This window comes from Rathayibacter sp. AY1D9 (genome assembly GCF_002932395.1).
Classification (GTDB): domain Bacteria; phylum Actinomycetota; class Actinomycetes; order Actinomycetales; family Microbacteriaceae; genus Rathayibacter.
Map to the genome: position 1 here is coordinate 31,680 of NZ_PSVQ01000021.1, position 23,298 is coordinate 54,977.

The window sequence follows — 23,298 nt, forward strand, 5'->3', positions numbered from 1 at the left end:
CGAGCGGCGGCGCGGAGCGGACGGGCGCGGTGCCAGGATGGTCGCATGGACGGCGACAACCTGCTTCTCGAAGACGGTCTCAGCGATGACCTCGACGACGACTTCGACGACGAGGAGGAGCACTCGGACCCGCTCCTCCCCGACAACCGCTACCTCGACCGGGAGCTGAGCTGGCTCGCGTTCAACCAGCGCGTGCTCGAGCTCGCGGAGGATCCGCTGGTTCCGGCGCTCGAGCGGGCGAACTTCCTGGCGATCTTCTCGTCCAACCTCGACGAGTTCTTCATGGTCCGGGTCGCCGGCCTCAAGCGCCGCATCCTCACGGGGCTCGCCCTGCCGACGAACATCGGCCGCGTGCCGGTCGACGTGCTGACCGACATCTCGGAGAAGGCGCACCTGCTGCAGCAGCGCCACTCCCGAGCGTTCAAGGAGCTCGTCGAGCCCGCCCTGCGCGACGGCGGCATCGACCTCGTCCGCTGGGACGAGCTGAGCGACGCCGAGCGCACCGTGCTGGACGACTACTTCTCGGCCCAGGTGTTCCCGGTGCTGATGCCGCTCGCGGTCGACCCGGCGCACCCGTTCCCCTACATCTCCGGCCTCTCGCTCAACCTCTCGGTGCGGGTGCGGAACCCGAAGACGCAGAAGGTCGAGTTCGCGCGCCTCAAGGTGCCGCAGATGCTCCCCCGCTTCGTGCGGATCGCCGGAGTCGCGGCGCCGGGCGAGCCGATGCGGTTCATCTCGCTCGAGGACCTGATCGCCAACCAGCTGGACGACCTGTTCCCCGGCATGGAGATCCTCGACCACCACGTGTTCCGGGTGACGCGCAACGAGGACGTCGAGGTCGACGAGGACGAGACCGAGAACCTGATCAAGGCCCTCGAGAAGGAGCTGCTGCGCCGCCGGTTCGGCCCGCCCATCCGCCTCGAGGTCACCGACGACATGGACGACGAGACGCTGGGCCTGCTGGTCCGCGAGCTCGACATCACGACGCAGGAGGTCTACAAGCTCCCGGCCCCGCTCGACCTCAGCGGGCTCTTCAGCCTGCAGAAGATCGACCGCCCGGACCTGAAGTACCCCAACCACGTCCCGACGACGGCAGTGCAGCTCTCGCCCAGCGAGCCCAACCAGCGGCAGGACGTCTTCAAGGCGGTCTCCCGCGGCGACGTGCTCCTGCACCACCCCTACGAGTCCTTCGCGACGAGCGTGCAGTCGTTCCTCGAGCAGGCGGCGGCCGATCCGGACGTGCTCGCGATCAAGCAGACGCTCTACCGCACCTCCGGCGACTCCCCCATCGTCGAGGCGCTCATCGACGCGGCCGAGTCGGGGAAGCAGGTGCTCGCCCTGGTCGAGATCAAGGCGCGCTTCGACGAGCAGGCGAACATCTCGTGGGCGCGCAAGCTCGAGAAGGCGGGCGTGCACGTGGTCTACGGGCTCGTCGGGCTGAAGACCCACTGCAAGCTCGCGCTCGTCATCCGCCAGGAGAAGGGCGGAGTGCTCCGCCACTACTCCCACATCGGCACCGGCAACTACAACCCGAAGACCTCGCGCATCTACGAGGACCTCGGACTCCTGACGGCCGACCCCGAGGTCGGCAAGGACCTCACGCGTCTGTTCAACGAGCTCTCGGGCTACGCGATCGAGAAGAAGTTCAAGCGCCTGCTCGTCGCGCCGCGCCACCTGCGGAAGGGCCTGCTCAAGCGGATCGCCGCCGAGACCGAGAACGCCCGCGCGGGGCGGCCCTCGGGCATCCGGATCAAGGTCAACTCGATCGTCGACGAGTCCGTGATCGACGCGCTCTACCGCGCCAGCCAGGCCGGCGTGCCGGTCGACGTCTGGGTGCGCGGCATCTGCGGGCTGAAGCCAGGCCAGGAGGGGCTCTCCGAGACCATCCGCGTGCGCTCGATCCTCGGCCGCTACCTCGAGCACTCCCGCATCTTCAGCTTCGTCAACGGCGGCGAGCCGGACGTCTTCATCGGCAGCGCCGACATGATGCACCGCAACCTCGACCGCCGCGTCGAGGCTCTGGTGCGGATCGTCGAGCCGGCGCACCTCAGCGAGATCGACGACATGTTCGAGCGGGCGATGGACGAGCGGACCGCCTCCTGGTGGCTCGGCCCGGACGGCGACTGGACGCGGCACCACCTCGACGAGGAGGGCGCTCCGCTCGCCGACCTCCAGAACCAGCTGATGCAGCACATCACCCATCGCAAGCGCGCGGCGACACGGTCCGCCAACCGGGCCTCCAGCCGCTGACGCCCGTGACGGGCACCGTCTACGCAGCAGGAGCGGTGTGCTGGCGGATCATCGAGGGCCGCCCGCACATCCTCGTGATCCACCGGCCGCACCGCCGGGACGTCAGCCTGCCCAAGGGCAAGGTCGACGCGGGCGAGTCCCTCCCGGAGACCGCGGTCCGCGAGATCCGCGAGGAGACCGGGCTCTCGGTGGCGCTCGGGGTGCCGCTGGGGTGCACCGAGTACACGCTGCCGAGCGGGCGCCCGAAGGCCGTCTACTACTGGGCGGCGCAGGTGACCGAGAAGGCCGTCCTGGCGTCCGACTTCCTCCCGAACGACGAGGTCGAGGCGCTCGAGTGGGTGACGCTCAAGCGGGCCCGGAGCTACCTGACCTATCCGCACGACGTGACGATCGTCGACGAGTTCGCCCGGATAGCCGCACGCGGTGCGCTCGAGACCTTCGCGATCGTGGTCCTGCGGCACGCGAAGGCGGTGCCCGCCTCCTCCTGGGACGGCCGCGACTCCACCCGCCGCCTCACCGGGCGCGGCCGGGTCGAGGCCGCTGCCGCCGCTCAGGCCGTGGCCGCCTGGCGCCCGCGCCGCCTCGTCTCGAGCACCGCCAAGCGCTGCCGGTCGACCATCGCCCCGCTGTCCGGTCTGGTCAGGAAGCCGGTCAAGCTGCGCGACGACCTCAGCCAGGAGGCGCACGAGCAGGGCACCGCCGACGTCCGCGCCCTGGTCGGCAAGCGGGTCCGCGCCCGCCGCACCGCCGTCCTCTGCAGCCACCGGCCGGTGATCCCCGAGATCCTGCGCGAGATCGCCCTCGCCACGGCGACCCCTCTCGGCGCCTACCTCGACGAGGCGGCAGCGCTCCCGACCGGGGGCTTCGCCGTGGTGCACCTCTCCACCGGTCATCCCGGATCCGGCATCGTAGCGATCGAGACGCACACGCCGTTGGCCTGACCGCCCGGGCGCGCTGCGTGACCGGCTCGACGGGTCCGTCCGCACCAAGCCGGTCGCGCCGCCGGGACCCGCCGGACGCACCGCGCCTTCCCCGCCGCCCCGTCGCTCCGCAATCCCCGAGGCGGACCCGTTCACCGCGCGTTCACCGAGCGGTCGGTGCCAGGACACGACCCCTCCGTACTCTCGCTCGCGGGCTGCACCAGGCCCTGTTCTGTTTTCCACGCTTTCCTACCCGAAAGGGATACTTGTGAGATTCTCGCGTCTCGGCCAGGCGGCCGTCGTCGCCGCCGTCGCAGCGATCACGCTGACCTCCTGCGCTGCCAACGAGGCACCGGCCGCAGGCGGCAGCTCCGGCTCCGCCACCACCTCCACGCTCTCCGGCACCATCACCGGGATCGGCTCGTCCGCTCAGGGCACCGCGCAGACCACCTGGGCCGCCGCGTTCCAGACCGCGAACCCCGAGGTCACGGTCAACTACGACCCGCAGGGCTCCGGCGCCGGCCGCACCAACTTCATCGACGGCGCCGCCGACTACGCCGGCTCCGACTCCGCGCTCAAGGACGAGGAGCTCGCAGGCACCTTCGCCGCCTGCGCCCCCGACACCAAGGCGATCGACCTCCCGGTCTACATCTCGCCGATCGCGGTCATCTTCAACGTGGAGGGCGTCGACGAGCTCAAGCTCGACGCGGCCACCATCGCTGGCATCTTCAAGGGCACCATCACCTCCTGGGACGCCCCGGAGATCAAGGCCCTGAACCCCGACGCGACCCTCCCGTCGGCGAACATCACCTCCGTGCACCGCTCGGACGACTCGGGCACCACGCAGAACTTCACCGACTATCTCGCGGCCACCGCGAGCGACGTCTGGGACGCTCCCGCCGCGCAGACCTTCCCGTACCAGAGCGGTGACGGCGCCAAGGGCACCTCGGGTGTCGTCGACGCGGTCAAGAACGGCACCAACACGATCGGCTACGCCGACGAGTCCGGCGCCCAGGGCATGGACATGGCCCAGCTGAAGGTCGGCGACGCGTTCTCGACCATCTCGGCCGACGGAGCCGCGGCGGTCGTCGCCGCCTCGCCCATCGCCGACGGCCGCGAGGACAACGACCTCGCGATCAAGATCGACCGCACCGGCACCGAGGCGGACGCCTGGCCGATGGTCCTGGTCAGCTACCTCATCGTGTGCCAGGAGTACGCGGACGCCGACAAGGGCGAGGTCGTCAAGTCCTTCGCCTCCTACGTCGCGAGCGAGGAGGGCCAGGAGGCCGCCGCCGCTCAGGCCGGCTCCGCTCCCCTGAGCTCCGAGCTCGCCTCGACCGTCGCCACCGCGATCGAGTCGATCAAGTAGTCCCACCGGCAGGGCCCGTCTCGCAGCACGATCCGCGGGACGGGCCCCGCCTGTGCCGGGCTCGACCCACCGGACGCCCCTCCGAGCCCTAGCATCTCCCTGTGCGCCCCGCCGAACCCCCTCGTCTGAAGAGAGTCCCCTGGAATGGCAACTGAGACCGTCGTCCGCCCGAAGGCGAAGGTGCGTGTCGGAGATCGGGTCTTCTCGATCTCGACCGTCGCCGCCGGCTCCCTCATCCTCCTCGTCCTCGCCGCCGTCGCGATCTTCCTCATCGCGCAGTCGATCCCCGCGTTCACCGCGCCGGCCGGCAGCCTCCCCGGCGACGCGACGAGCTTCTGGGCCTACGTCGGCCCGCTGGTGTTCGGCACGGTCTGGTCGGCGGTGATCGCCCTGGTGATCGCCCTGCCGCTCTCGATCGCGATCGCCCTCTTCATCTCGCACTACGCGCCGCGCCGCATCGCGATGGCCCTCGGCTACGTGGTCGACCTCCTCGCCGCCGTCCCCTCGGTGGTCTTCGGCCTCTGGGGCGCGACCGTGCTGGCGCCGATGGTGCAGCCCTTCTACCTCTTCCTCAACGTGAACATCGGCTGGTTCCCGCTCTTCGGCGGCCAGGCGTCGGGCACCGGCAAGACGATCCTCACCGCCTCGGTGGTGCTGGCCGTCATGGTCATCCCGATCATCACCGCGGTCTGCCGCGAGATCTTCCTCCAGGCCCCGCGCCTGCACGAGGAGGCGGCGCTCGCGCTCGGCGCGACCCGCTGGGAGATGATCCGCATGGCCGTCCTGCCCTTCGGCGCCCCGGGCATCGTCTCGGCCGCCATGCTCGGCCTCGGCCGGGCCCTCGGCGAGACGCTCGCCGTCGCGATGGTGCTCTCGCCTGCGACGGTCGTCTCCTTCCTCCTGCTCACCTCGCAGAACTCGAACACCATCGCCGCGAACATCGCGCTGCAGTTCCCGGAGGCGAGCGGAGTCGGCGTCAACGTCCTCGTCGCCTCGGGCCTCATCCTCTTCGTCATCACCCTCGTCGTGAACTCGGTCGCGCGGTTCATCGTCAACCGCCGCAAGGCCTTCTCGGGAGCCAACTGATGTCCGCCGCCACCTCGTCGATGCCCTTCTCGCTGCAGGCGGGCAAGCTGCCCAAGGGCACCCCCTGGATGCTGCTCGTCGGCAGCTGGGTCGTGTTCGCCGCCGTCTTCCTGATCCTCCAGGCGGCCGGCATGATGAACGACTTCAGCCTCGTCGGCGCGATCTTCTGGGGCACCGTCCTCTTCGACGTCGCCATCTACGTGGTCTCGCGCCTGGTCGAGGGCGGCCGCAAGGCTGTCGACCGCCTCGTGACCTCGCTGGTCGCGACCGCGTTCATCATCGCGCTGCTCCCGCTGATCTCCCTGCTCTACACGGTCGTCTCCAACGGAGTCGCGCGGTTCGATCCGCTCTTCTTCTCCTCGTCGATGCGCAACGTCATCGACGCGGGCGGCGGCGCCCTCCACGCGATCATCGGCACGCTCGAGATCACGGCCATGGCCGCGCTGATCTCGGTGCCGATCGGCCTGCTCACCTCGATCTACCTCGTCGAGTACGGCCGCGGCCACCTCGCCCGGGCGATCACCTTCTTCGTCGACGTGATGACGGGCATCCCCTCCATCGTCGCGGGCCTGTTCGCCTACGCGCTCTTCGCGCTGCTCCTCGGCCCCGGCGTCCGGATGGGCTTCGCCGGCTCGATCGCCCTCGCCGTGCTGATGATCCCCGTGGTCGTCCGCTCGTCGGAGGAGATGCTGAAGCTGGTCCCGAACGAGCTGCGCGAGGCGTCCTACGCCCTCGGCGTGCCGAAGTGGCTGACCATCGTCAAGATCGTGCTGCCGACCTCCATCGCCGGCATCACGACGGGCATCACCCTCGCGATCGCCCGCGTCATCGGCGAGACCGCCCCGCTGCTCATCGTCGCCGGCTTCACCGCGTCGATGAACTACGACCTCTTCAGCGAGCGGATGATGACCCTCCCGGTCTTCGTCTACACGCAGTACGCGAACCAGGGCCCCGACGCCGAGGCGTTCCTCAACAGGGCCTGGACCGGCGCGCTGGCCCTCATCCTGATCGTCATGGCGCTGAACCTGGTCGCCCGCCTGATCGCGAAGATCTTCGCCCCCAAGCTCGGCCGCTGACACCCACCACTCGGCTCCGGCCGGAATCCCCGAAGGAAGCAATGTCCAAGCGCATCGAGGTCAACGACCTCAACGTCTACTACAGCCAGTTCCTCGCGGTGGAGGGCGTCTCGCTCGCCATCGAGCCCCGCACGGTCACCGCCTTCATCGGCCCGTCCGGCTGCGGCAAGTCGACCTTCCTCCGCACGCTCAACCGCATGCACGAGGTCATCCCCGGCGCGCACGTCGAGGGCGAGGTCCTGATCGACGGCAACAACCTGTACGGCCCGGGCGTCGACCCGGTGCAGGTCCGCCGGCAGGTGGGCATGGTCTTCCAGCGCCCCAACCCGTTCCCGACGATGTCCATCCGGGACAACGTGCTGGCCGGCGTGAAGCTCAACAACCGCCGCATCTCGAAGTCGGACGCGGACGCGCTCGTCGAGCGCTCGCTCCAGGGCGCGAACCTCTGGAACGAGGTGAAGGACCGCCTCGACAAGCCGGGCTCCGGTCTCTCCGGCGGCCAGCAGCAGCGTCTGTGCATCGCCCGCGCCATCGCCGTCTCCCCCGACGTCCTCCTGATGGACGAGCCCTGCTCCGCCCTCGACCCGATCTCGACCCTCGCGATCGAGGACCTCATCGAGGAGCTCAAGAACGACTACACGATCGTCATCGTGACCCACAACATGCAGCAGGCCTCGCGCGTCTCGGACCGCACCGCGTTCTTCAACATCGCGGGCACCGGCAAGCCGGGCAAGCTCATCGAGTACGACGACACCGCGACGATGTTCTCGCGGCCGTCCGTCCAGGCGACCGAGGACTACGTCTCGGGCCGCTTCGGCTGATCCGCCGCAGACGAGAGCGAGCCGCGTCCCTCCGGGGTCGCGGCTCGCTCTCGTTCCACCGCGTTCCCTCCGGGAACGAGAAGAGCCGCACTCCGTCATGGGAGTGCGGCTCTTCTCGTTCTCGGGCCGTCAGGCGATGTCGATCGCCAGTATCGGATCGGTGGTCGGAGTCGGCGAGCCGCCGGCGTCCTCGACCGTCACGGCGACGACTCCGCCCTCGGTCAGGCTCCCCTCGAGCGGGGCCACGGTGCTGCCCTCTCCCCCGTCGAACGTCCCTGCGGCGACCGGACCGGATGAGCCGATGTACCAGAGCTCGTAGGTCTTGTCCTCCGGCAGCGGCGCCAGGTCGTCCACCACGAGGGCGGAGCGGCCGAGCGAGCTCGACCAGACCAGCGTCGCCTGCTCGCCGGTGGCGACCGTGCCGGTCGTCTCCTGCGCGTCGGGGGCGCTGCGGATCTGCTCCAGAGCCGTCTGCTGCTGCGTCTGGCCGGGGCCGGACGAGAGCAGCGGCGGAAGGGTCACTCCGCCGACCACGATCACCGCGGCGGCCGCGGCCGCCGAGAGGTAGACCGCGGGGCGGGCGAACCAGCGGCTCCGTGCGCGGTTCGCGGCGCTGCCGCCACCGTCCCGGCGAGCCGTCGGACCGCTCCGCTCGCCCTCGGAGGCGACGGGGACAAGACGGGGCGCGGCGGGCGCCTCGTGGTCCTCGTCGGGCTCCTCCAGCGGCAGCTGCGGAGTGGTGGCGATGAGCGCCATCAGGTCGGCCTTGAAGCCCGGCGAGGGCTCCACGGCGGGTGCGTCGGCGACCAGCGCCTCCGCCACCTCGGCGAACGCGTCGGCCTCGCCGCGCGCCTCCGGGTGCTCGGAGAGGAAGCGCTCGTAGCGCTCCTGCTCCTCGGGCGTCAGGATGCCCAGTGCGTGACCCGCCGCGAGATCGCGCGGGTCGTCCATCCCGTCGGGGAGTCGCACATCGTTCACAGGGCCACCCCCATCTCTTCTCGAAGTCTGATCATTCCGTCACGCAGGCGTGTCTTGACGGTTCCCACGGGGCACTGCAGGATCCCCGCGATCTCGCTGTGCGAGTATCCGCCGTAGTAAGCGAGCTGCAGCGCCTGCCGCTGCAGTTCCGTCAGGCGGCCCATGGCGGCCGCGACCTTCTCGTGCTCGAGGGACACCTCCGCCTGCTCGGAGACCTGGTCGTAGTCGCGTCCGAGGTCTCGGATTCCGATGCGCATGTCCCGATCACGGCCGGCTTGAGCCGCGCGGACCCTGTCGATGGCCCTGCGGTGTGCCATCGTGAGGATCCAGGTCGTCGCGCTTCCTTTATTCGGAGCGAAACGCCCAGCGGTTTGCCAGATCTCGAGGAAGACCTCCTGGGCCACCTCCTCGGACTGGGAGCGGTCGACGAGGACGCGGATGATCAGGCCGAGGACCCGGCCGGCCATCTGGTCGTAGAGCGCGGCGAACGCGGCCTGCTCTCCCCCGGCGATGCGCTCGAGGAGGACAGCCGCCTCCGCTGTGGTGTCGTCCGTCATCAGCCCCGCCTCGCCCGCGCCCGGGCTGAAAGATTCCGCGTCATCCAGAAGGCTGTCACGGCCAGGCCTGCAACGACGACCGACACCTCGATCGGGTGCGTCACGAATCGGACATCCAGCGCCAACGTGCCGATCGGCACGAGCGCGGGGTCGCCCAGCCGGGGGGCCAGCCAGAGCGAGATCACGGCCACCGCCGCAGCGGTGATGCCCGGATAGCTGCGCGGGCGGATGAGGACCCAGAGCCCGGCGAGCACGTCGAGGACCGCGAGGACGCGCATCACCGTGCCCTGCGAGAGCGAGACCCCCGCGGCGAACTGGGCGCCCTCCGCGTCGTCGACGCTCGGCGCGGCGAGGAGGTAGAGGGCGGCGACGACCAGCAGCCCCGTCCCCGCCCAGACGCGCGCGCCGATCCGGAGAGCTCTGCTGTTCTTCATTCCGCTGGCGCCTGTCTGTGGGGACTCGGGCGAGGATCGACTCCTCCTGGGCCCTCGCCTCGCGCACCGTGGCCTCGATGCGAGCAGAGAAGGGGCCGGACCGCAGGAACGCCTCTCGGCGCGAGGCCGCTCGAAGCGGCTATAAGTGGAGCCCGGGGTTACTGCGATCCGGCTTCCGCCAGTCTACCAAAGGCCTCCGCGGTGGCGGCGAGCGGCGTTCGCAATGGGTGAACGCGGGTTGCGCGTCACTCCAGGGAGTCGCTCCGCCACAGCCGCGCGCAGCTCACGAGCTCGGCCGCGGTGGTCGAGAGGCGCAGGGCGCGGGTGGTCAGCTCGCTCGCCCGGGCGGGGTTCACCGGCTCCACGTCGTCGGCGACCGAGACGGCTCCGGAGGCGCTCACGCGGCAGAACGCCGCGGCGCGGTCCAGTGCCACCGCGAAGTCGCCGTCGAAGACGCCGCGGAGGATCCGGTCGGCCAGCTCGGTGATCTCGGCCGGCCCCGTGGGAGTGCTGGCTCCGGCGACCACCGGGTCGATCGTGGCGGACAGCTCGACTCCGCGCTGGTAGAGGAAGCTCGTGCTCTCCGGGTCCTGCCGGATGACCAGCCGCAGCAGGTAGATCCGCCAGAGGGCGCCCGGCAGGCTCGCCGCGCTGGAGCGCGCCCAGAGCTCGGCGAGCGCGTCGATGCCGTTGTGGTCGGTGTACTCGACCAGGCGGTCGATGACCACCGGGTCGGGGTCGTTCCGGACACGGCTCAGCAGCGCGATCGCGGTCTCGTGGGCGACACGGCTGATCTGCGCCGGGTCCTCTCCTCCCTGGAACGCCTCGAAGACGTGGGAGGGGAACTTGGTCGGCTTGTGGAAGCCGTCTGTCATGGGGCCGCCTTCCGCGGTCGTGCGCGCGGACGCTCTCGCGCTCGCGCTCCGTAGGGGGTTCGAGGAGGGTAACGCCCGCGGCTGGGCGGGTATGCCCGCGCGGAGGACGCGGTCCGCTCCGGGATCGTCCGCGCTACGGGCCGCACCTGCTCCGGGCCGCACCTGCTCCGGGGGCGTCGACGGCCCGCTACCCTGGAGCGCGCGGGCCTCTAGCTCAGTTGGCAGAGCAGCGGACTTTTAATCCGCGGGTCGTCGGTTCGAGCCCGACGGGGCCCACCACTCGACCGCCTGGTCGCGCTTTCCGGACAGTGCCAGGGCGCAGCCAGGTCGCCGCACTACCGTGCAGAGGTGCTGACCGTCCTCCGCGTCCTCCTGCGCCGGCCTCGGCTGTGCGAGGCGTGCCGCGTCCGGCCGGCCCGCCGCCGTGACCCGTTCTGCTCGACGGACTGCGCGAAGACGTACTACCTCTACCTCTGACGCCTCGTCCGGGCCGCGGTGCTCCGCGACGGCGTCACTCGTGGCAGAGCGACCACACCTCGTCCGGGTAGTCACGGACCTTCTCGCCGACGAGCAGGCGCCAGCGGCCGTCCTGGTGCTCGAGCAGGCGGCCGGTGACGACCTCCGAGAGCCAGTCGGAGTCGATCCGGTACCAGCGGACGAGGCGGACAGTGGTCGCGGTGTGCGAGACGCGGGTCGTCATCGCGGGAGTCCCTTCTCGAGGAGGGAGCGGGGTGCTGGAACCAGCGGAACGTTCGACGCGCGAACGGGGGGATGACCCGCACCGGGACGACTCCGTTGTCGACCGGCCGGGAGACTGCGGCGGGCATCCGGCGGACCGGATGCCAGGAACTCTAGACGACCGCGCGGACGGTGTCTGTCCCGTCGCCGGTCACAGCGGAGCGGCTCCGTTCAGCAGGCTCAGGGGTGGACGGTGCAGCCGGCCGGGCGCGTCTGCCGGAACGCGGCCGCTTCGCGGGTGCGGGAGCGGAGCCTCCTCGCGCGGCGGCGGAGGAGCCGCTCGCTCGGGCCGAAGGCTCCGGATTCGAGGAGCTGGCGGAGGGACAGGGTCACCTGCCGGGCCAGACGGGGATCGATGCGGCCGGGGATCCGGATCGCGTCGATGAGGTCGAGGGCGTTGCGCGTGGTGCGGGAGATCGCCATGACGGAACCCTAGGGACGCCGGGGCGCGGTGTGCGCGCCCCGGACGGGGGCGCCGACGGGGACTGATGCTCAGCCCCGGGGCGCCCCGGCGGGATCAGTCGTGCCCGTTGCTGCCGTCGCCACGGCCCGTGGAGGACTGCAGGCGGTCGATGTGCTCGGAGGCCTGGGCCTTGGTGAGGTCGGCGGGCAGGGTCTCGCCCGCCTCGCGCGCGAGGGTGTCGAGGTAGCTGCGCTGCGGGCCGGTCATCGGCTCGTCGCCGGTGACCCAGTCGGACGGGTCCTTGCTGGCGCTGGTGTCGCTGCCGTCGTCGGCACGGGCGCCGAGGACGTCGCCCTCGGTCTTGACATCGGGATCGGTGGTGTTGTCATCGCTCATGGTGCGACCGTACGCCCGACCACCGACGCCGACGAGGGCTTGCGGAGCGGGCCCGGGCGCCCCGCTTCACGAGCCGAGCAGCGCGTGCGCGACGGTGAAGATGACCAGCCCGGCCAGGGAGCCCACGACGGTGCCGTTGATCCGGATGAACTGGAGGTCCTTCCCGACCTGCAGCTCGAGCTTCTCGGACGTCTCACGCGGGTCCCAGCGGTGGATGGTGTCGCCGATGATGCTGGCGATGTCGGTGCGGTAGCGGTCGACCAGGTTGGCCGCGACCGATCCGATCCAGGAGTCGACGGTCGCCGCGAGACCGGCGTCGGTCGAGAGCCGGCGGCCCAGATCGACCACGATCGACTCGATGCTGCCGCGGAGGGGGCTCGACGGGTCGTCCATCGCGCCGAGGAGGGAGGCCTTCGTCGCCTCCCAGGCGTCCCCGGCGAGCTCGCGGACGCGCGGGCTGTCGAAGGCGCGGTTCTTGATCTCCTCGACCCGGGCGATCAGGTCGGGGTCTGTGCCCAGATCCTGCGCCAGCGTGGCGAGGTAGCCGTCGATCGCGATCCGGAACGGGTGCACCTGGTCCTCGCGCACCGCGGCGACGAAGACGAGCGCCTCGCGGTACAGCCGCTCGTCCACCGCTCGGCTGACCGCGGAGGGCAGCCAGCTCGGCAGGCGGCCGCTGACCATGCGGGTGAAGCTCTGCGGGTTCGCGGTCAGCCACGCCTCCGCCTGCTCCACCAGCGTGTCCACGAGGCGCCGGTGGTGGCCCGCCTCGACCACGCTGCCCACCAGCGAGCCCAGCGGCGGGCCCCACTGCGGGTCGAGGAGGTGGCGCCGTGCCAGCGCCTCGATCACGCGCTGCACGTCGGAGTCGTCCAGCAGGGCGATCGCCGAGCGGACGGCCGCGGCGCTCTCGCCGCCGACCCGGTGCGCGTTCTCCGGCTCGGCGAGCCACAGCCCCGCCCGCCGGGCGATCCCGAAGGAGTCGAGCTTCTCGCGCACGATGGCGCCGCGGAGGAAGTTCTCCTCGACGAACTGCGCGAGGCTCGCGCCGATCTCGTCCTTCTTGGTCGGGATGATCGCGGTGTGCGGGATCGGCAGGCCCAGCGGCCGCCGGAACAGCGCGGTCACGGCGAACCAGTCGGCGAGCGCGCCGACCATCCCGCCCTCGCTCGCGGCCCGGACCCACTGCAGCCACGGGTAGCGCTCCTGCAGGGCGAACGACACGGCGAAGACGACGGCCATCACCACGAGCAGGCCCGTGGCGAGCCGCTTCATCCGGACGAGAGCGACGCGCTTGGCCTCGTCGTCGCGCCCGACCGCCGCGAGGGTGGTCATGACGCGGTGGGGAACCCCTCGTGGCGGATGCCCCACGCGACGGTCCACTCCTCGCCCGGCTCGAGCCAGCGCAGGCCCTGCCCGCTGTTGAACGCCTCGGCGGGAGCGGTCATCGGCTCCACGGCGATCGCGGTCTTCACGTCGTCGCCGTCGGGGAAGATCCGGGTGATGAAGACCTGGATGAAGTTGTGCGAGGCGTCGGCCCAGAGGAGCACGCGGCGGCCGTCCGCGGCGCGGAGGCCGTGCACGCTCTCGCCGTCGACCATCCGGACGTCGGCCCAGGCGTCGTCGAGCTCGAGGTCGCCGATGCGGCGGCCGGAGCGGAGGTCCCACTCGGTGCCCTCGACCGGGTTCTGCACGGTGGGGTTGAGGCGCTCGTCGACCTCGATGTGCACCGCCGCGTCGACGGTGATCTCGAGCTCGTCGGTCGGGACGTCGCCGATGGCGAGGAAGGGGTGCGTGCCGATGGCGACGGGCGCCTCGTCGGCTCCGACGTTGACGACGCGGTGGACGACCTTCAGCCCGTCGGCCTGCAGCTCGTAGCGGACCGAGGTCTCGAGGTGGAACGGGTAGCCCGCCTGCGGCACGACCGGCGCGGCCAGCTCGACGAAGGACGGGCCCTGGTCGACGAGGCGGTACGGGGTGCTCACCAGGAGGCCGTGGATGGCGTTGTGGTACTTCGGCTCGGTGATCGCGAGCTGGAGCGTCTCGCCGCGGTGGTGCCAGCGCCCGTCCTTGACGCGGTTGGGCCAGGGCATCAGGACGATGCCCGAGCCGAACGGCGGGACGGTGCTCTCCGGGTAGGAGGCGGTGATCTCCACTCCGTCGACCGAGAGGTGGCGCAGCGCTGCGGCCACCTCCGTCACGACGGCGTGCAGGGTGCGTCCCTCGGCGGTGAGGTCGAGCGAGAACTGGCGCCCGGTGGCGGGGGCGGGGGTGAAGTCGGCCATTCCTCGATCCTACGGACTGACGCGCTCGCCGAGCGTCCGGCAGCGGGTGACCGCGAGCCCCGCCTCCTCCAGAGCGGCGACGACTCCGTCGGCGGCCCCCGCCCCCGTGAGCAGACGGTCGAACTCGTCGGGAGCGGCGACCCGGCCGAGGTCGACCACTCCGAGCTTCGAGGAGTCCGCGACCACGACCCGGCGGGTCGCCGCCTGCAGCATCCGGCGCTTCAGGGTCGCCTCCGGGAGGTTGACGTTGGTGACGCCGGCCTCGGGGTGCACGCCGGTGCAGCCGATGAAGGCGATGTCGGCGCGGATCCGCTCGAGCAGCTCGGACGCGAGCGGCTCGACCAGCGAGTGCTGCAGCGGCCGCAGAGTGCCCCCGGTGACGACGACCGTGAAGCGCGGGATGGCCGGCTCGAGCGCCAGCGCCGTGGAGAGGCCGTTCGTGATCACCGTGACGTCGCGCAGCTCCTCCCGCGCCACGAGCGCGTGCGCGATGGCGAGCGGGGTGGTGCCCACGTCGAGCACGATGCTCTGCCCGGAGGAGACGGAGGCGGCGGCCTCCTCGCCGATCGCGGCCTTCTCGTCGGAGGCGGCGCTCAGGCCCTCCTCGAGCGAGCGCTCACCGGTGGGCCTCGGCGCCGGGATCGCCCCTCCGCGCACCCGCTGGAGGACGCCCTCGCTCGCGAGCAGGGCGAGATCGGAGCGGACCGTGACGACCGAGACCCCGAGCATGTCGGCCATCGGGGCGACCCCGACGAAGCCCGAGCTCTCGGCGGCCAGACGCAGCCGCAGCCGGCGCTCGATCGCCGACGTGGACTCCTGCTCGCCGTCCGTCCTCATCCGCCCATCGTGCCCGCGGGCCGGTGGACTTGTCAAAGGGAAAACGAGCTTTCCTTTTCGAAGGTGCGGCCCTAGTCTGACTCCTGCCATGAACGAAGCGATCACACTCTCCGCCGGCGTCGTCAAGCGCCCGCACACGCTGGCCGACGGCCGCGAGCTCCTCTACTTCGACGACGCCGACACGACCCTCCCCCCGGAGCGCGCCGCCGACGCCCGCCACCTCGACCCCCGCCCTGCCACCGCGCGGATGCGCCAGGACGTGCTGACCGGCGAGTGGGTCTCCATCGCCGCGTCGCGCCAGAACCGCGTGTTCCTGCCGCCGGCCGAGCTCGATCCGCTCGCCCCGGCGTCGCCGACGAACCCGTCGGAGGTGCCCAGCCGCTACGACGTCGCCGTCTTCGAGAACCGCTCCCCCTCCTTCGGCCCGCTCCTCGAGGACGCGGACGCGCCCGCCTCCCTGGAGGACTTGCGCACTCTCGGGCTCGGCCGGACGCTGACCAGCGTCGGCCGCTGCGAGGTCGTCTGCTTCAGCCCCGAGCACGAGGGCTCGTTCGCCACGCTCAGCGCCTCCCGAGCCCGGACCGTGGTCGAGGCCTGGGCCGACCGCGTGGGCGCCCTCTCGGCCCTTCCCGGCGTGCAGCAGGTCTTCCCGTTCGAGAACCGCGGCGAGGCGATCGGCGTCACGCTGCACCATCCCCACGGGCAGATCTACTCCTACCCCTACGTCACGCCGCGCACGACCCGCCTGCTCGCCTCGCTCGACAGCTACGGGCCGTCGATGTTCGCCGACGTCCTCGCCTTCGAGCAGGCCGGCGAGCGCGTCCTCCTCCGCGGCGAGCACTTCACCGCGTTCGTGCCGTTCGCCGCGCGCTGGCCCGTCGAGGTGCACCTCCTGCCGCACCGCCACGTCCCGGACCTGGCGGCGACGACCCCGGAGGAGCGCGACGAGCTGGCTGTGATGTACCAGCGCCTGCTCCGCGGCATCGACGCCCTCTACGACACCCCGACGCCCTACATCGCCGCCTGGCACCAGGCCCCGGTGCACGAGCGCCGCGACGAGGTGCGCCTGATGCTCCAGATCACCTCGCCCCGCCGCGCCGAGACGAAGCTCAAGTACCTCGCGGGGAGCGAGGCCGCGATGGGCGCCTGGATCGGCGACATCGCCCCCGAGACGAGCTCCGCGGCCCTGCGCGCGGCGATCGAGCGGGCCGAAGCGGCCGTGCTCGAGGCCGGGATCGCACAGCGCCCCGACGCGGCGCTGCCGGTCGCCGCGCACAGCGACGACTCGCTTCCCGGCGGCGCCGCCACTCCCGCCACCACCGCCGCCGACATCGCCGAGGAGAACCGATGACCGCCGCTCCCGCATCCCTGACCGCCGTCGCCGAGAGCGCGGCCGCCGCCTTCGAGCGCACCTTCGGCCGCCCCGCCGCGGGCGTCTGGGCCGGCCCCGGCCGCGTGAACCTGATCGGCGAGCACACCGACTACAACGACGGCTTCGTCTTCCCCTTCGCGATCGACCGCGCCACGGCGATGGCCGTCGCTCCGAGGGAGGACCGCCTGATCCGGATCAGCAGCGCCTTCTCCCCCGAGGTGGTCGAGGTCGCTCTCGACGAGCTCGGCCCCGGCGCCGTGACCGGCTGGTCGGCCTACCCGCTCGGCGTGGTCTGGGCGCTCACCGAGTACGGCGTCGACCTGGGCTCCCGCTCGGGCTTCGACGCGTACGTCGACTCCGACGTGCCGGTCGGCGCGGGGCTCTCGAGCTCGGCGGCGCTGATGTGCGCGATGGCCGTCGCCCTCGACGAGCTCTGGGACCTCGGCTTCGACCGCGCGACGATGGCCCGCGTCGGCCGTCGCGCCGAGAACGTCGCGGTCGGCGCCCCCACCGGGATCATGGACGAGTCCGCCTCCCTCTTCGGGAAGCGCGACGCCGCGGTGTTCCTGGACTGCCGCAGCCTCGACACCGAGGTCGTCCCCCTCGGCTTCGAGGAGGCCGGCCTCGTCCTGCTCGTCGTCGACACGCGCGTCGAGCACGCGCACGCCACCGGCGGCTACGCCGAGCGGCGCGCCTCCTGCGAGCTCGGCGCCGCGACCCTCGGCGTGCCGTCGCTCCGCGAGCTGACGGTCGACGACCTGCCGCGCGCCCAGGAGCTCCTCGACGACGTCACCTACCGGCGCGTGAAGCACGTCGTGACCGAGGACGTCCGCGTGCTCGAGACCGTCCGCACCCTGCGCGAGCACGGTCCCCGGGCGATCGGCGATCTGCTCGACGCCGGCCACGTCTCACTCCGCGACGACTTCGAGATCTCGGTGCCCGAGCTCGACACCGCCGTCGAGGCGGCGCGCGGCGCCGGAGCGATCGGCGCCCGGATGACCGGCGGCGGCTTCGGCGGCTCCGCGATCGCCCTCACCCCGGTGGAGAAGGAGGAGGAGGTCCGCGCCGCGGTCCTCGCCGCCTTCGCCGAGAAGGGCTTCACGACTCCGGAGCTCTTCCTGGTCACGGCCGCCGACGGCGCGGGCCGCGTGCTCTGACCTCTGCTCCCGTCGACGCCTCCTGCGACCTCGCGTCGCAGGGGGCGTTCCTCGTCCAGCCGCTACGGCGCCGGATCCGGCGGAACGACGGCGCGCGCTTCTCCCCCGGTGACCCGGACCAGCTCGGCGAAGCTCGTCGGGTAGACGGTGTGCGCGTGCCCGGCCGCAGCCCAGACCACGTCGGAGGCGGCGAGGGCCGTGTCGACCACGGTGCGCAGCGGCGCGGGATGACCGACCGGCGCGATCCCGCCGATCGTCTGGCCCGTCGCGGACTTCACGTCGGCGGCCGGCGCCCGGGTGACCGATCCGCCGAGCTGCACGCCCAGCCACGCGGTGTCGACGCGGTGGCCGCCGCTGGTCAGGACCAGCAGCGGCGCACCGTCGAGCAGGAACACGAGCGAGTTCGCGATCTGACCGACGTCGACGCCCAGCGCCTCTGCCGCCAGCGCGGCCGTCGACGCGGCCGAGTCGAGCCAGTGCACGGTCGGATGCACACCGTGCCGGTCGAGGTCGGCGAGGACGCGGTCGACGGCCGGGTGGCTCCGTTCGCTCATGCCGCCGAGGCTAGCGCCCCGGCCGCGCTCACTTCTCGAACGTGGAGGCGTCGATCACGAAGCGGTAGCGGACGTCCGAGGCGAGGACGCGCTCGTAGGCCTCGTTGATCTGCGAGGCCGAGACGACCTCGACCTCGCTCGCGATGCCCTTCTCGGCGCAGAAGTCGAGCATCTCCTGGGTCTCGCGGATGCCGCCGATGCCCGAGCCCGCGAAGGAGCGACGGGCGCCGAAGAGCGTGAAGACGTGCAGCGGCAGCGCCTCGGCCGGAGCGCCCACGTTCACCATCGTGCCGTTGCGGCGCAGGAGCCCCAGGTAGGCGTCGAGGTCGAGGGGCGCGCTGACCGTGTTGACGATCAGGTCGAAGGTGTTCGCGAGACCGGTGAAGGTCGCCTCGTCGCGCGTCGCGTAGTAGTGGTCGGCGCCCAGACGGAGGCCGTCCTCCTTCTTGCTGAGGGTCTGCGAGAGCACGGTGACCTCGGCGCCCATCGCGTGCGCGAACTTGACGGCCATGTGGCCGAGCCCGCCGAGGCCGACGACGGCCACTCGCTTGCCGGGGCCCGCCTCCCAGTGCGAGAGCGGCGAGTAGGTCGTGATGCCCGCGCACAGCAGCGGGGCGGCTGCCTCGTAGGGGATCGACTCCGGGACGCGGAGCACGAAGTCCTCGACGACGACGACGTGCGTGGAGTAGCCACCCTGGGTGATGGTGCCGTCGCGGTCGACGGAGGCGTAGGTACCGGTGTTGCCCTTCAGGCAGTACTGCTCCTCGCCCGCGAGGCAGTTCTCGCACTCGCGGCAGGAGTTCACCATGCAGCCGACGCCGACGCGGTCGCCGACGGAGTGCTTGGTGACCTCGGAGCCGACCTCGGCGACGACGCCGACGATCTCGTGGCCGACGGTCAGCGGGTACGCCACCGGACCCCAGTCGCCGCGGACGGTGTGGATGTCGGAGTGGCAGATGCCGGAATAGGCGATCTCGATGAGCACGTCGTGCGGTCCGACGTCACGGCGCTCGATGGTGGTGGGGACGAGCGGCTCGGTCGCGGAGGGGGCGGCGTAGGCGGTGACGGTGAGCATGGGTTCTCCTCGTAGGGCGGGGCGCGCTCCGAGGACGTGTCCGACGGGGTGGGGGACGCGAGAGCGCCGGGCCACGCTACCGGCAGGCGACTGGACGTCGCCCCCGAGCGCGGTCCGGCGCGGGTCCTGTGGCGCGGGACCGGTCAGCGCAGGGCGCGCTCGGCCGCCGTCACCACGTTGTGGATGAGCATCGCGCGCGTCATCGGGCCGACGCCGCCGGGCACGGGCGAGAGCCAGCCCGCGACCTCCGCCACCTCCGGTGAGACGTCGCCGGTCAGCTTCGCGCGGCCCGTCTCCGGGTTCTCGACCCGCGTGATGCCCACGTCGAGCACGGCGGCGCCGGGCTTCACCCAGTCGGCGCGGATGAGCCCGGGCACGCCCACGGCGGCCACCACGATGTCGGCGCGGCGCACCTCCGCGGCGAGATCGGCCGTGCGGGAGTGGGTGAGGGTCACGGTGGCGTCGAGGCCCTTCCGCGTGAGCAGGAGCCCGAGCGGACGGCCGACGGTGAGCCCGCGGCCCACGACGACGACATGCCGGCCCGAGGTCGGGATGCCGTGGCGCTGCAGCATCTCGACGATCCCGTTCGGCGTGCAGGGCAGCGGGCTGTCCAGCTCACCCTCGACGCCGAGCACCAGGCGGCCGAGGTTGGTGGGGTGCAGGCCGTCGGCGTCCTTGTCCGGATCCATGAGCTCGAGCATCGCGTTCTCGTCGATGCCCTTCGGCAGCGGGAGCTGGATGATGTACCCGGTCACGGCCTCCGAGTCGTTGAGCTGCCGGATGGCGGCGCGGATGTCGTCCGCCGACGCGGTCGCGGGGAGGTCCACGCGGATCGACTCGATCCCGACCTCCGCGCAGTCGCGGTGCTTGCCCGCGACGTACGAGCGGGAGGCGGGATCGTCCCCCACCAGCAGCGTGCCGAGCCCGGGCACGACGCCCCGCTCGCGCAGAGCGGCGACCCGCTCCGCGATCTCCGTCTTGACCGCCGTCGCCGTCGCGACGCCGTCGAGTACCTGTGCCGTCATCTCGGGCTCCTCGGTCGTGGCGCGGCGGAGGGGGGCGGTGCCCCGTCCTCCGCCGCGCGGGTGGTGCAGCGGATCGACTACAGCCCGGGGTAGAGCGGGAAGTCGTCGGTGAGGCGGGCGACACGGCCGCGCAGCGCCTCGAGGTCGGCCGAGGGCTTGAGCGCCTCGGCGATGACGTCGGCGACCTCGGTGAACTCCGTGTCGCCGAAGCCGCGCGTCGCGAGCGCCGGCGTGCCGATGCGCAGGCCCGAGGTGACCATCGGCGGGCGGGGGTCGAACGGCACGGCGTTGCGGTTGACCGTGATGCCGACCTCGTGGAGGCGGTCCTCGGCCTGCTTGCCGTCCAGCGGCGAGGCGCGCAGGTCGGCGAGGACGAGGTGGACGTCCGTGCCGCCGGTCAGGACGTCGATGCCCTCGGCCTTCGAGTCGGCCGCCGTGAGGCGCTCGGCGAGGATCTGCGCGCCGCGGATGGTGCGTGCCTGGCGATCGGCGAACTCGGGCTCGCCGGCGAGCTTGAACGCGGTCGCCTTCGCGGCGATCACGTGCATGAGCGGGCCGCCCTGCTGGCCGGGGAAGACGGCCGAGTTCAGCTTCTTGGCGTACTCCTGCTTCGCGAGGATGAGCCCCGAGCGCGGGCCGGCCAGCGTCTTGTGGACGGTGGTGGTCACGACGTCGGCGTAGGGCACCGGCGACGGGTGCAGCCCCGCCGCCACGAGGCCTGCGAAGTGGGCCATGTCGACCCAGAGCTTCGCGCCGACCTCGTCGGCGATGGCGCGGAACGCCTCGAAGTCGAGCTGACGGGGGTAGGCGGACCAGCCGGCGATGAGCACCTGCGGGCGGACCTCGAGGGCCTTCTCGCGGACCGCGTCCATGTCGATGCGGAAGGTCTGCGGGTCGACGCCGTACGCGGTCGCGTTGTAGAGCTTGCCCGAGAAGTTCAGCTTCATGCCGTGGGTCAGGTGGCCGCCGTGCGCGAGCTCGAGGCCGAGGATGGTGTCTCCGGGCTGCACGAGCGCGGCGAGCGCCGCGGCGTTGGCGGAGGCTCCGGAGTGCGGCTGGACGTTGGCGAACTCGGCGCCGAAGAGGGCCTTGGCGCGGTCGATCGCGAGCTGCTCGGCGATGTCGACGTACTCGCAGCCGCCGTAGTAGCGGCGGCCGGGGTAGCCCTCTGCGTACTTGTTGGTCAGGACGGAGCCCTGCGACTCGAGGATCGCGCGCGGCACGAAGTTCTCGCTCGCGATCATCTCGAGGTAGCCGCGCTGGCGGTCGAGCTCCTGCTGGAGCACGGCGGCGATCTCGGGGTCGACCACCGACACGGGCTGGTCGAACGAGGCGGCGACGCCGGGGCTGGCGGGGGAAGAGGACACGGACGCTCCTTGGCTGGGAAACGGAAGGGGCCCGGCAGGTCGCGGCGGCGCGACACGGCTCGTTCGGGCGACCCGATCTACGGTATCCGTTCCAGCCCAGGCGTGCGGCGGGAAAAGTGTCCGGGGCGCTGCCCCGGAGGAGGTGCCGCTCCCTGATGGTCACCCATCCGAACGCCAGTCGCGGCGGGCTCACTCTAGCAAGCAGGCCGGGTGGCGCGGGAGTCGCGCCAGTCGGGGGCGGGCACGCGCGATCGTGCGACGATCCCTCGGGCGGTCCCGGCGCGGGACCGGGAGGGAGGGCGTCGCCGTGAGTCCTCGACGCCGCTCCGAGCGCATCGACGGCCGCAGCGACGAGGAGCTCGTCGCGCTGGTCCGGGAGGGCCGCACCGACGCGGTCTCCGAGCTCTGGCGCCGCCACTCCTCGGCCGGGCGCACCGTGGCCCGGGCGTGGGCGAGCAGCTCCGACCCCGACGACCTGGTCTCGGAGGCGTTCCTCCGCGTCCTGCGGGCGATCGAGCGCGGCGGCGGACCCGAGGGCGCCTTCCGCCCCTACTTCTTCACCGCCGTCCGCAACGTCGCGGGATCCTGGGCCCGGCGGGACCGGCACGAGCGGCCGTTCGACGAGGCCGACCGCGCCCTCCCCTCTGCCGGCCCCGATCCCGAGGCGCACGCCCTCGCCGCCCTCGAGCGCGACCTGGGCGCGCGCGCGTTCCGGGCGCTGCCGCCGCGCTGGCAGGAGGTGCTCTGGTACACGGAGGTGGAGGGCCTGTCCCCCGCCGCCGCCGCACCGCTGATGGGCCTGCGGCCCAACGCGGTCGCAGCGCTCGGGGTGCGGGCGCGGGAGGGGCTGCGCTCCGCGTGGATCCGGGAGCACGTGGCGGACGCCTCGGCGACGGGCGAGTGCGAGTGGGTGCTCGAGCGGGCGGGGACGTACGCGCGAGGACGAGCCCCCGTCCGGGACAGGCACCGCATCGACCGGCACCTGGACGGGTGCCTCTCCTGCCGGGAGGCGCTGGCGGAGGCCGAGAGCACTGCGCGCCGCCTCGCGTCGGTGCTGCTGCCGCTGACCGCCGGGGTGAGCGGCGCAGCCGCCTGGGCGGCGGGCGGGGGCTCCGGCGCGGCCTCCGGTCCGCTGCCGAGCGCGGTCCGGGCGTCGAGCGCGGTCCGCGCATCGGCGGTAAGGGCGTCGAGAGTGGGCAGCGGAACAGGAGTGGTCGTCGCCGCGTCCGCTGCGGCGGCACTCGCGGTCGCGGGAGTCGTCGGCGCGGTGCTGCTGTCCGGGAACGGGGGCGGCGCGCTCGTGGCGGCGGAGGACGCCTCCGCGCGGGTGGACGAGCGCGCAACGGCCGAGGCGGCTGCGCCGGCGTCGAGCGGAGGAGCGACGGCGAGCGCCGACCGACCGGAGACGGACCCGGAGGCCGCGGACCGGACGAGTGCAGCGGACGGCGATCCGGCGGGGCGGTCCAGGGGTTCCGGCGCCGCTCCGAGGAGCACGGTGCCGGCCGTGGCCGGACGGGCCGCGTCGGACGATGCCGGAGCGACGCGCGCGACCCCCGGGAGGACGGGACGCCCGCCGCAACAAAAGCCGTCCCACGATCCCGTCGGCGCACCGGCGTCGAGAGGGATCGAGGCGACCGCCTCCCCGACTCCTGCCCGCCGATGGTCACCTCGGGCCTGCGCATCGGCACGCCGGCGCTCGCGACGCGCGGCTTCGGCGACACGG

General features: G+C 72.2%; 23 protein-coding genes, 1 tRNA gene and 1 pseudogene. 11 read left to right on the forward strand and 14 right to left on the reverse strand.

Translation table 11 applies throughout. The features are described from left to right. Nucleotides 1-45 precede the first annotated feature (45 nt). The 6 genes from C5C50_RS10270 (at nt 46) to pstB (ending at nt 7,522) form a co-directional block, all read left to right on the forward strand. Nucleotides 46-2,250, forward strand: a complete 2,205-nt coding sequence (locus tag C5C50_RS10270) for an RNA degradosome polyphosphate kinase (RefSeq protein ID WP_104224702.1) — start codon at nt 46-48, stop codon at nt 2,248-2,250. Between the two features lie 5 nt (nt 2,251-2,255). Then, nucleotides 2,256-3,191, forward strand: coding sequence for an NUDIX domain-containing protein (locus C5C50_RS10275; protein ID WP_104224703.1), 936 nt, complete (start codon nt 2,256-2,258; stop codon nt 3,189-3,191). 247 nt (nt 3,192-3,438) lie between these two features. After that, on the forward strand, nt 3,439-4,539 hold the full coding sequence (gene pstS / locus C5C50_RS10280) for a phosphate ABC transporter substrate-binding protein PstS (RefSeq protein ID WP_104224704.1): 1,101 nt from the start codon (nt 3,439-3,441) through the stop codon (nt 4,537-4,539). A 144-nt stretch (nt 4,540-4,683) separates the two neighbouring features. Continuing rightward, nucleotides 4,684-5,625, forward strand: a complete 942-nt coding sequence (pstC, locus tag C5C50_RS10285) for a phosphate ABC transporter permease subunit PstC (protein WP_104227270.1) — start codon at nt 4,684-4,686, stop codon at nt 5,623-5,625. Further along, a complete protein-coding gene (pstA, locus tag C5C50_RS10290) occupies nt 5,625-6,701 on the forward strand; it encodes a phosphate ABC transporter permease PstA (RefSeq protein WP_104224706.1) in 1,077 nt (358 codons plus the stop codon). The genes pstC and pstA overlap by 1 nt, the downstream gene beginning before the upstream one ends. A 41-nt stretch (nt 6,702-6,742) precedes the next feature. After that, nucleotides 6,743-7,522, forward strand: a complete 780-nt coding sequence (gene pstB, locus C5C50_RS10295) for a phosphate ABC transporter ATP-binding protein PstB (RefSeq protein WP_104224707.1) — start codon at nt 6,743-6,745, stop codon at nt 7,520-7,522. Between the two features lie 129 nt (nt 7,523-7,651). Here pstB and C5C50_RS10300 read toward each other — a convergent pair whose 3' ends face one another. The 4 genes from C5C50_RS10300 to C5C50_RS10315 all read right to left on the reverse strand — a co-directional run bounded on the left by C5C50_RS10300 (nt 7,652) and on the right by C5C50_RS10315 (nt 10,366). Beyond that, the gene (locus C5C50_RS10300; protein WP_146076502.1) at nt 7,652-8,500 is read right to left on the reverse strand and encodes an anti-sigma factor domain-containing protein; all 849 of its coding nucleotides are present in this window, start codon (nt 8,498-8,500) and stop codon (nt 7,652-7,654) included. After that, nucleotides 8,497-9,057: an ECF RNA polymerase sigma factor SigK gene (gene sigK / locus C5C50_RS10305; RefSeq protein ID WP_104224709.1), complete on the reverse strand. Its 561-nt coding sequence runs from the start codon at nt 9,055-9,057 to the stop codon at nt 8,497-8,499. The genes C5C50_RS10300 and sigK overlap by 4 nt, the downstream gene beginning before the upstream one ends. Beyond that, nucleotides 9,057-9,491, reverse strand: a complete 435-nt coding sequence (locus tag C5C50_RS10310; RefSeq protein ID WP_104227272.1) for a hypothetical protein — start codon at nt 9,489-9,491, stop codon at nt 9,057-9,059. The genes sigK and C5C50_RS10310 overlap by 1 nt, the downstream gene beginning before the upstream one ends. Nucleotides 9,492-9,736: 245 nt before the next feature. Continuing rightward, a complete protein-coding gene (locus C5C50_RS10315) occupies nt 9,737-10,366 on the reverse strand; it encodes a DNA-directed RNA polymerase subunit beta (protein WP_104227273.1) in 630 nt (209 codons plus the stop codon). A 203-nt stretch (nt 10,367-10,569) separates the two neighbouring features. Here C5C50_RS10315 and C5C50_RS10320 point away from each other — a divergent pair. After that, a tRNA-Lys gene (locus tag C5C50_RS10320) sits at nt 10,570-10,645 on the forward strand. A gap of 69 nt (nt 10,646-10,714) precedes the next feature. Beyond that, the gene (locus C5C50_RS17320) at nt 10,715-10,843 is read left to right on the forward strand and encodes a hypothetical protein (protein ID WP_258059535.1); all 129 of its coding nucleotides are present in this window, start codon (nt 10,715-10,717) and stop codon (nt 10,841-10,843) included. 34 nt (nt 10,844-10,877) lie between these two features. On the opposite strand, the gene C5C50_RS10325 is transcribed toward C5C50_RS17320, so the two are convergent. The 6 genes from C5C50_RS10325 to C5C50_RS10350 all read right to left on the reverse strand — a co-directional run bounded on the left by C5C50_RS10325 (nt 10,878) and on the right by C5C50_RS10350 (nt 15,025). Then, on the reverse strand, nt 10,878-11,066 hold the full coding sequence (locus C5C50_RS10325; RefSeq protein WP_104224712.1) for a hypothetical protein: 189 nt from the start codon (nt 11,064-11,066) through the stop codon (nt 10,878-10,880). A 218-nt stretch (nt 11,067-11,284) separates the two neighbouring features. Beyond that, nucleotides 11,285-11,527, reverse strand: coding sequence for a hypothetical protein (locus C5C50_RS10330; protein ID WP_104273395.1), 243 nt, complete (start codon nt 11,525-11,527; stop codon nt 11,285-11,287). A 94-nt stretch (nt 11,528-11,621) separates the two neighbouring features. Beyond that, nucleotides 11,622-11,903, reverse strand: a complete 282-nt coding sequence (locus C5C50_RS10335; protein WP_104224714.1) for a DUF3072 domain-containing protein — start codon at nt 11,901-11,903, stop codon at nt 11,622-11,624. A 66-nt stretch (nt 11,904-11,969) separates the two neighbouring features. Beyond that, complete coding sequence (locus tag C5C50_RS10340) at nt 11,970-13,238, reverse strand: DUF445 domain-containing protein (protein WP_104224715.1); 1,269 nt, start codon at nt 13,236-13,238, stop codon at nt 11,970-11,972. Continuing rightward, nucleotides 13,235-14,188, reverse strand: a complete 954-nt coding sequence (locus C5C50_RS10345; RefSeq protein WP_104263066.1) for an aldose 1-epimerase family protein — start codon at nt 14,186-14,188, stop codon at nt 13,235-13,237. The genes C5C50_RS10340 and C5C50_RS10345 overlap by 4 nt, the downstream gene beginning before the upstream one ends. A gap of 9 nt (nt 14,189-14,197) precedes the next feature. After that, on the reverse strand, nt 14,198-15,025 hold the full coding sequence (locus C5C50_RS10350; RefSeq protein WP_104224717.1) for a DeoR/GlpR family DNA-binding transcription regulator: 828 nt from the start codon (nt 15,023-15,025) through the stop codon (nt 14,198-14,200). Between the two features lie 88 nt (nt 15,026-15,113). On the opposite strand from C5C50_RS10350, the gene galT reads away from it, so the two are divergent. Together galT and galK are read left to right on the forward strand one after the other, a co-directional pair. Continuing rightward, complete coding sequence (gene galT / locus C5C50_RS10355) at nt 15,114-16,376, forward strand: galactose-1-phosphate uridylyltransferase (protein ID WP_104273396.1); 1,263 nt, start codon at nt 15,114-15,116, stop codon at nt 16,374-16,376. Further along, nucleotides 16,373-17,554, forward strand: a complete 1,182-nt coding sequence (gene galK / locus C5C50_RS10360) for a galactokinase (protein WP_104224719.1) — start codon at nt 16,373-16,375, stop codon at nt 17,552-17,554. The genes galT and galK overlap by 4 nt, the downstream gene beginning before the upstream one ends. A 62-nt stretch (nt 17,555-17,616) precedes the next feature. Here the strand turns inward: galK and C5C50_RS10365 are convergent, their stop codons facing one another. The 4 genes from C5C50_RS10365 to glyA form a co-directional block, all read right to left on the reverse strand. Next, nucleotides 17,617-18,108, reverse strand: a complete 492-nt coding sequence (locus C5C50_RS10365) for a YbaK/EbsC family protein (protein ID WP_104273397.1) — start codon at nt 18,106-18,108, stop codon at nt 17,617-17,619. Nucleotides 18,109-18,136: 28 nt separating this feature from the next. Next, complete coding sequence (locus C5C50_RS10370; RefSeq protein ID WP_104273398.1) at nt 18,137-19,183, reverse strand: NAD(P)-dependent alcohol dehydrogenase; 1,047 nt, start codon at nt 19,181-19,183, stop codon at nt 18,137-18,139. 143 nt (nt 19,184-19,326) lie between these two features. Next, nucleotides 19,327-20,208 carry a bifunctional methylenetetrahydrofolate dehydrogenase/methenyltetrahydrofolate cyclohydrolase gene (locus C5C50_RS10375; protein WP_104268348.1) on the reverse strand — a complete coding sequence of 294 codons (882 nt, stop codon included), beginning with the start codon at nt 20,206-20,208 and terminating at the stop codon, nt 19,327-19,329. Between the two features lie 77 nt (nt 20,209-20,285). Then, nucleotides 20,286-21,575, reverse strand: a complete 1,290-nt coding sequence (gene glyA / locus C5C50_RS10380; protein ID WP_104273399.1) for a serine hydroxymethyltransferase — start codon at nt 21,573-21,575, stop codon at nt 20,286-20,288. Nucleotides 21,576-21,882: 307 nt separating this feature from the next. Between glyA and C5C50_RS17325 the strand changes: the two are divergent. Next, a pseudogene (locus tag C5C50_RS17325) lies at nt 21,883-22,569 on the forward strand (sigma-70 family RNA polymerase sigma factor); the annotation flags it as partial. Nucleotides 22,570-23,298: the final 729 nt, after the last annotated feature.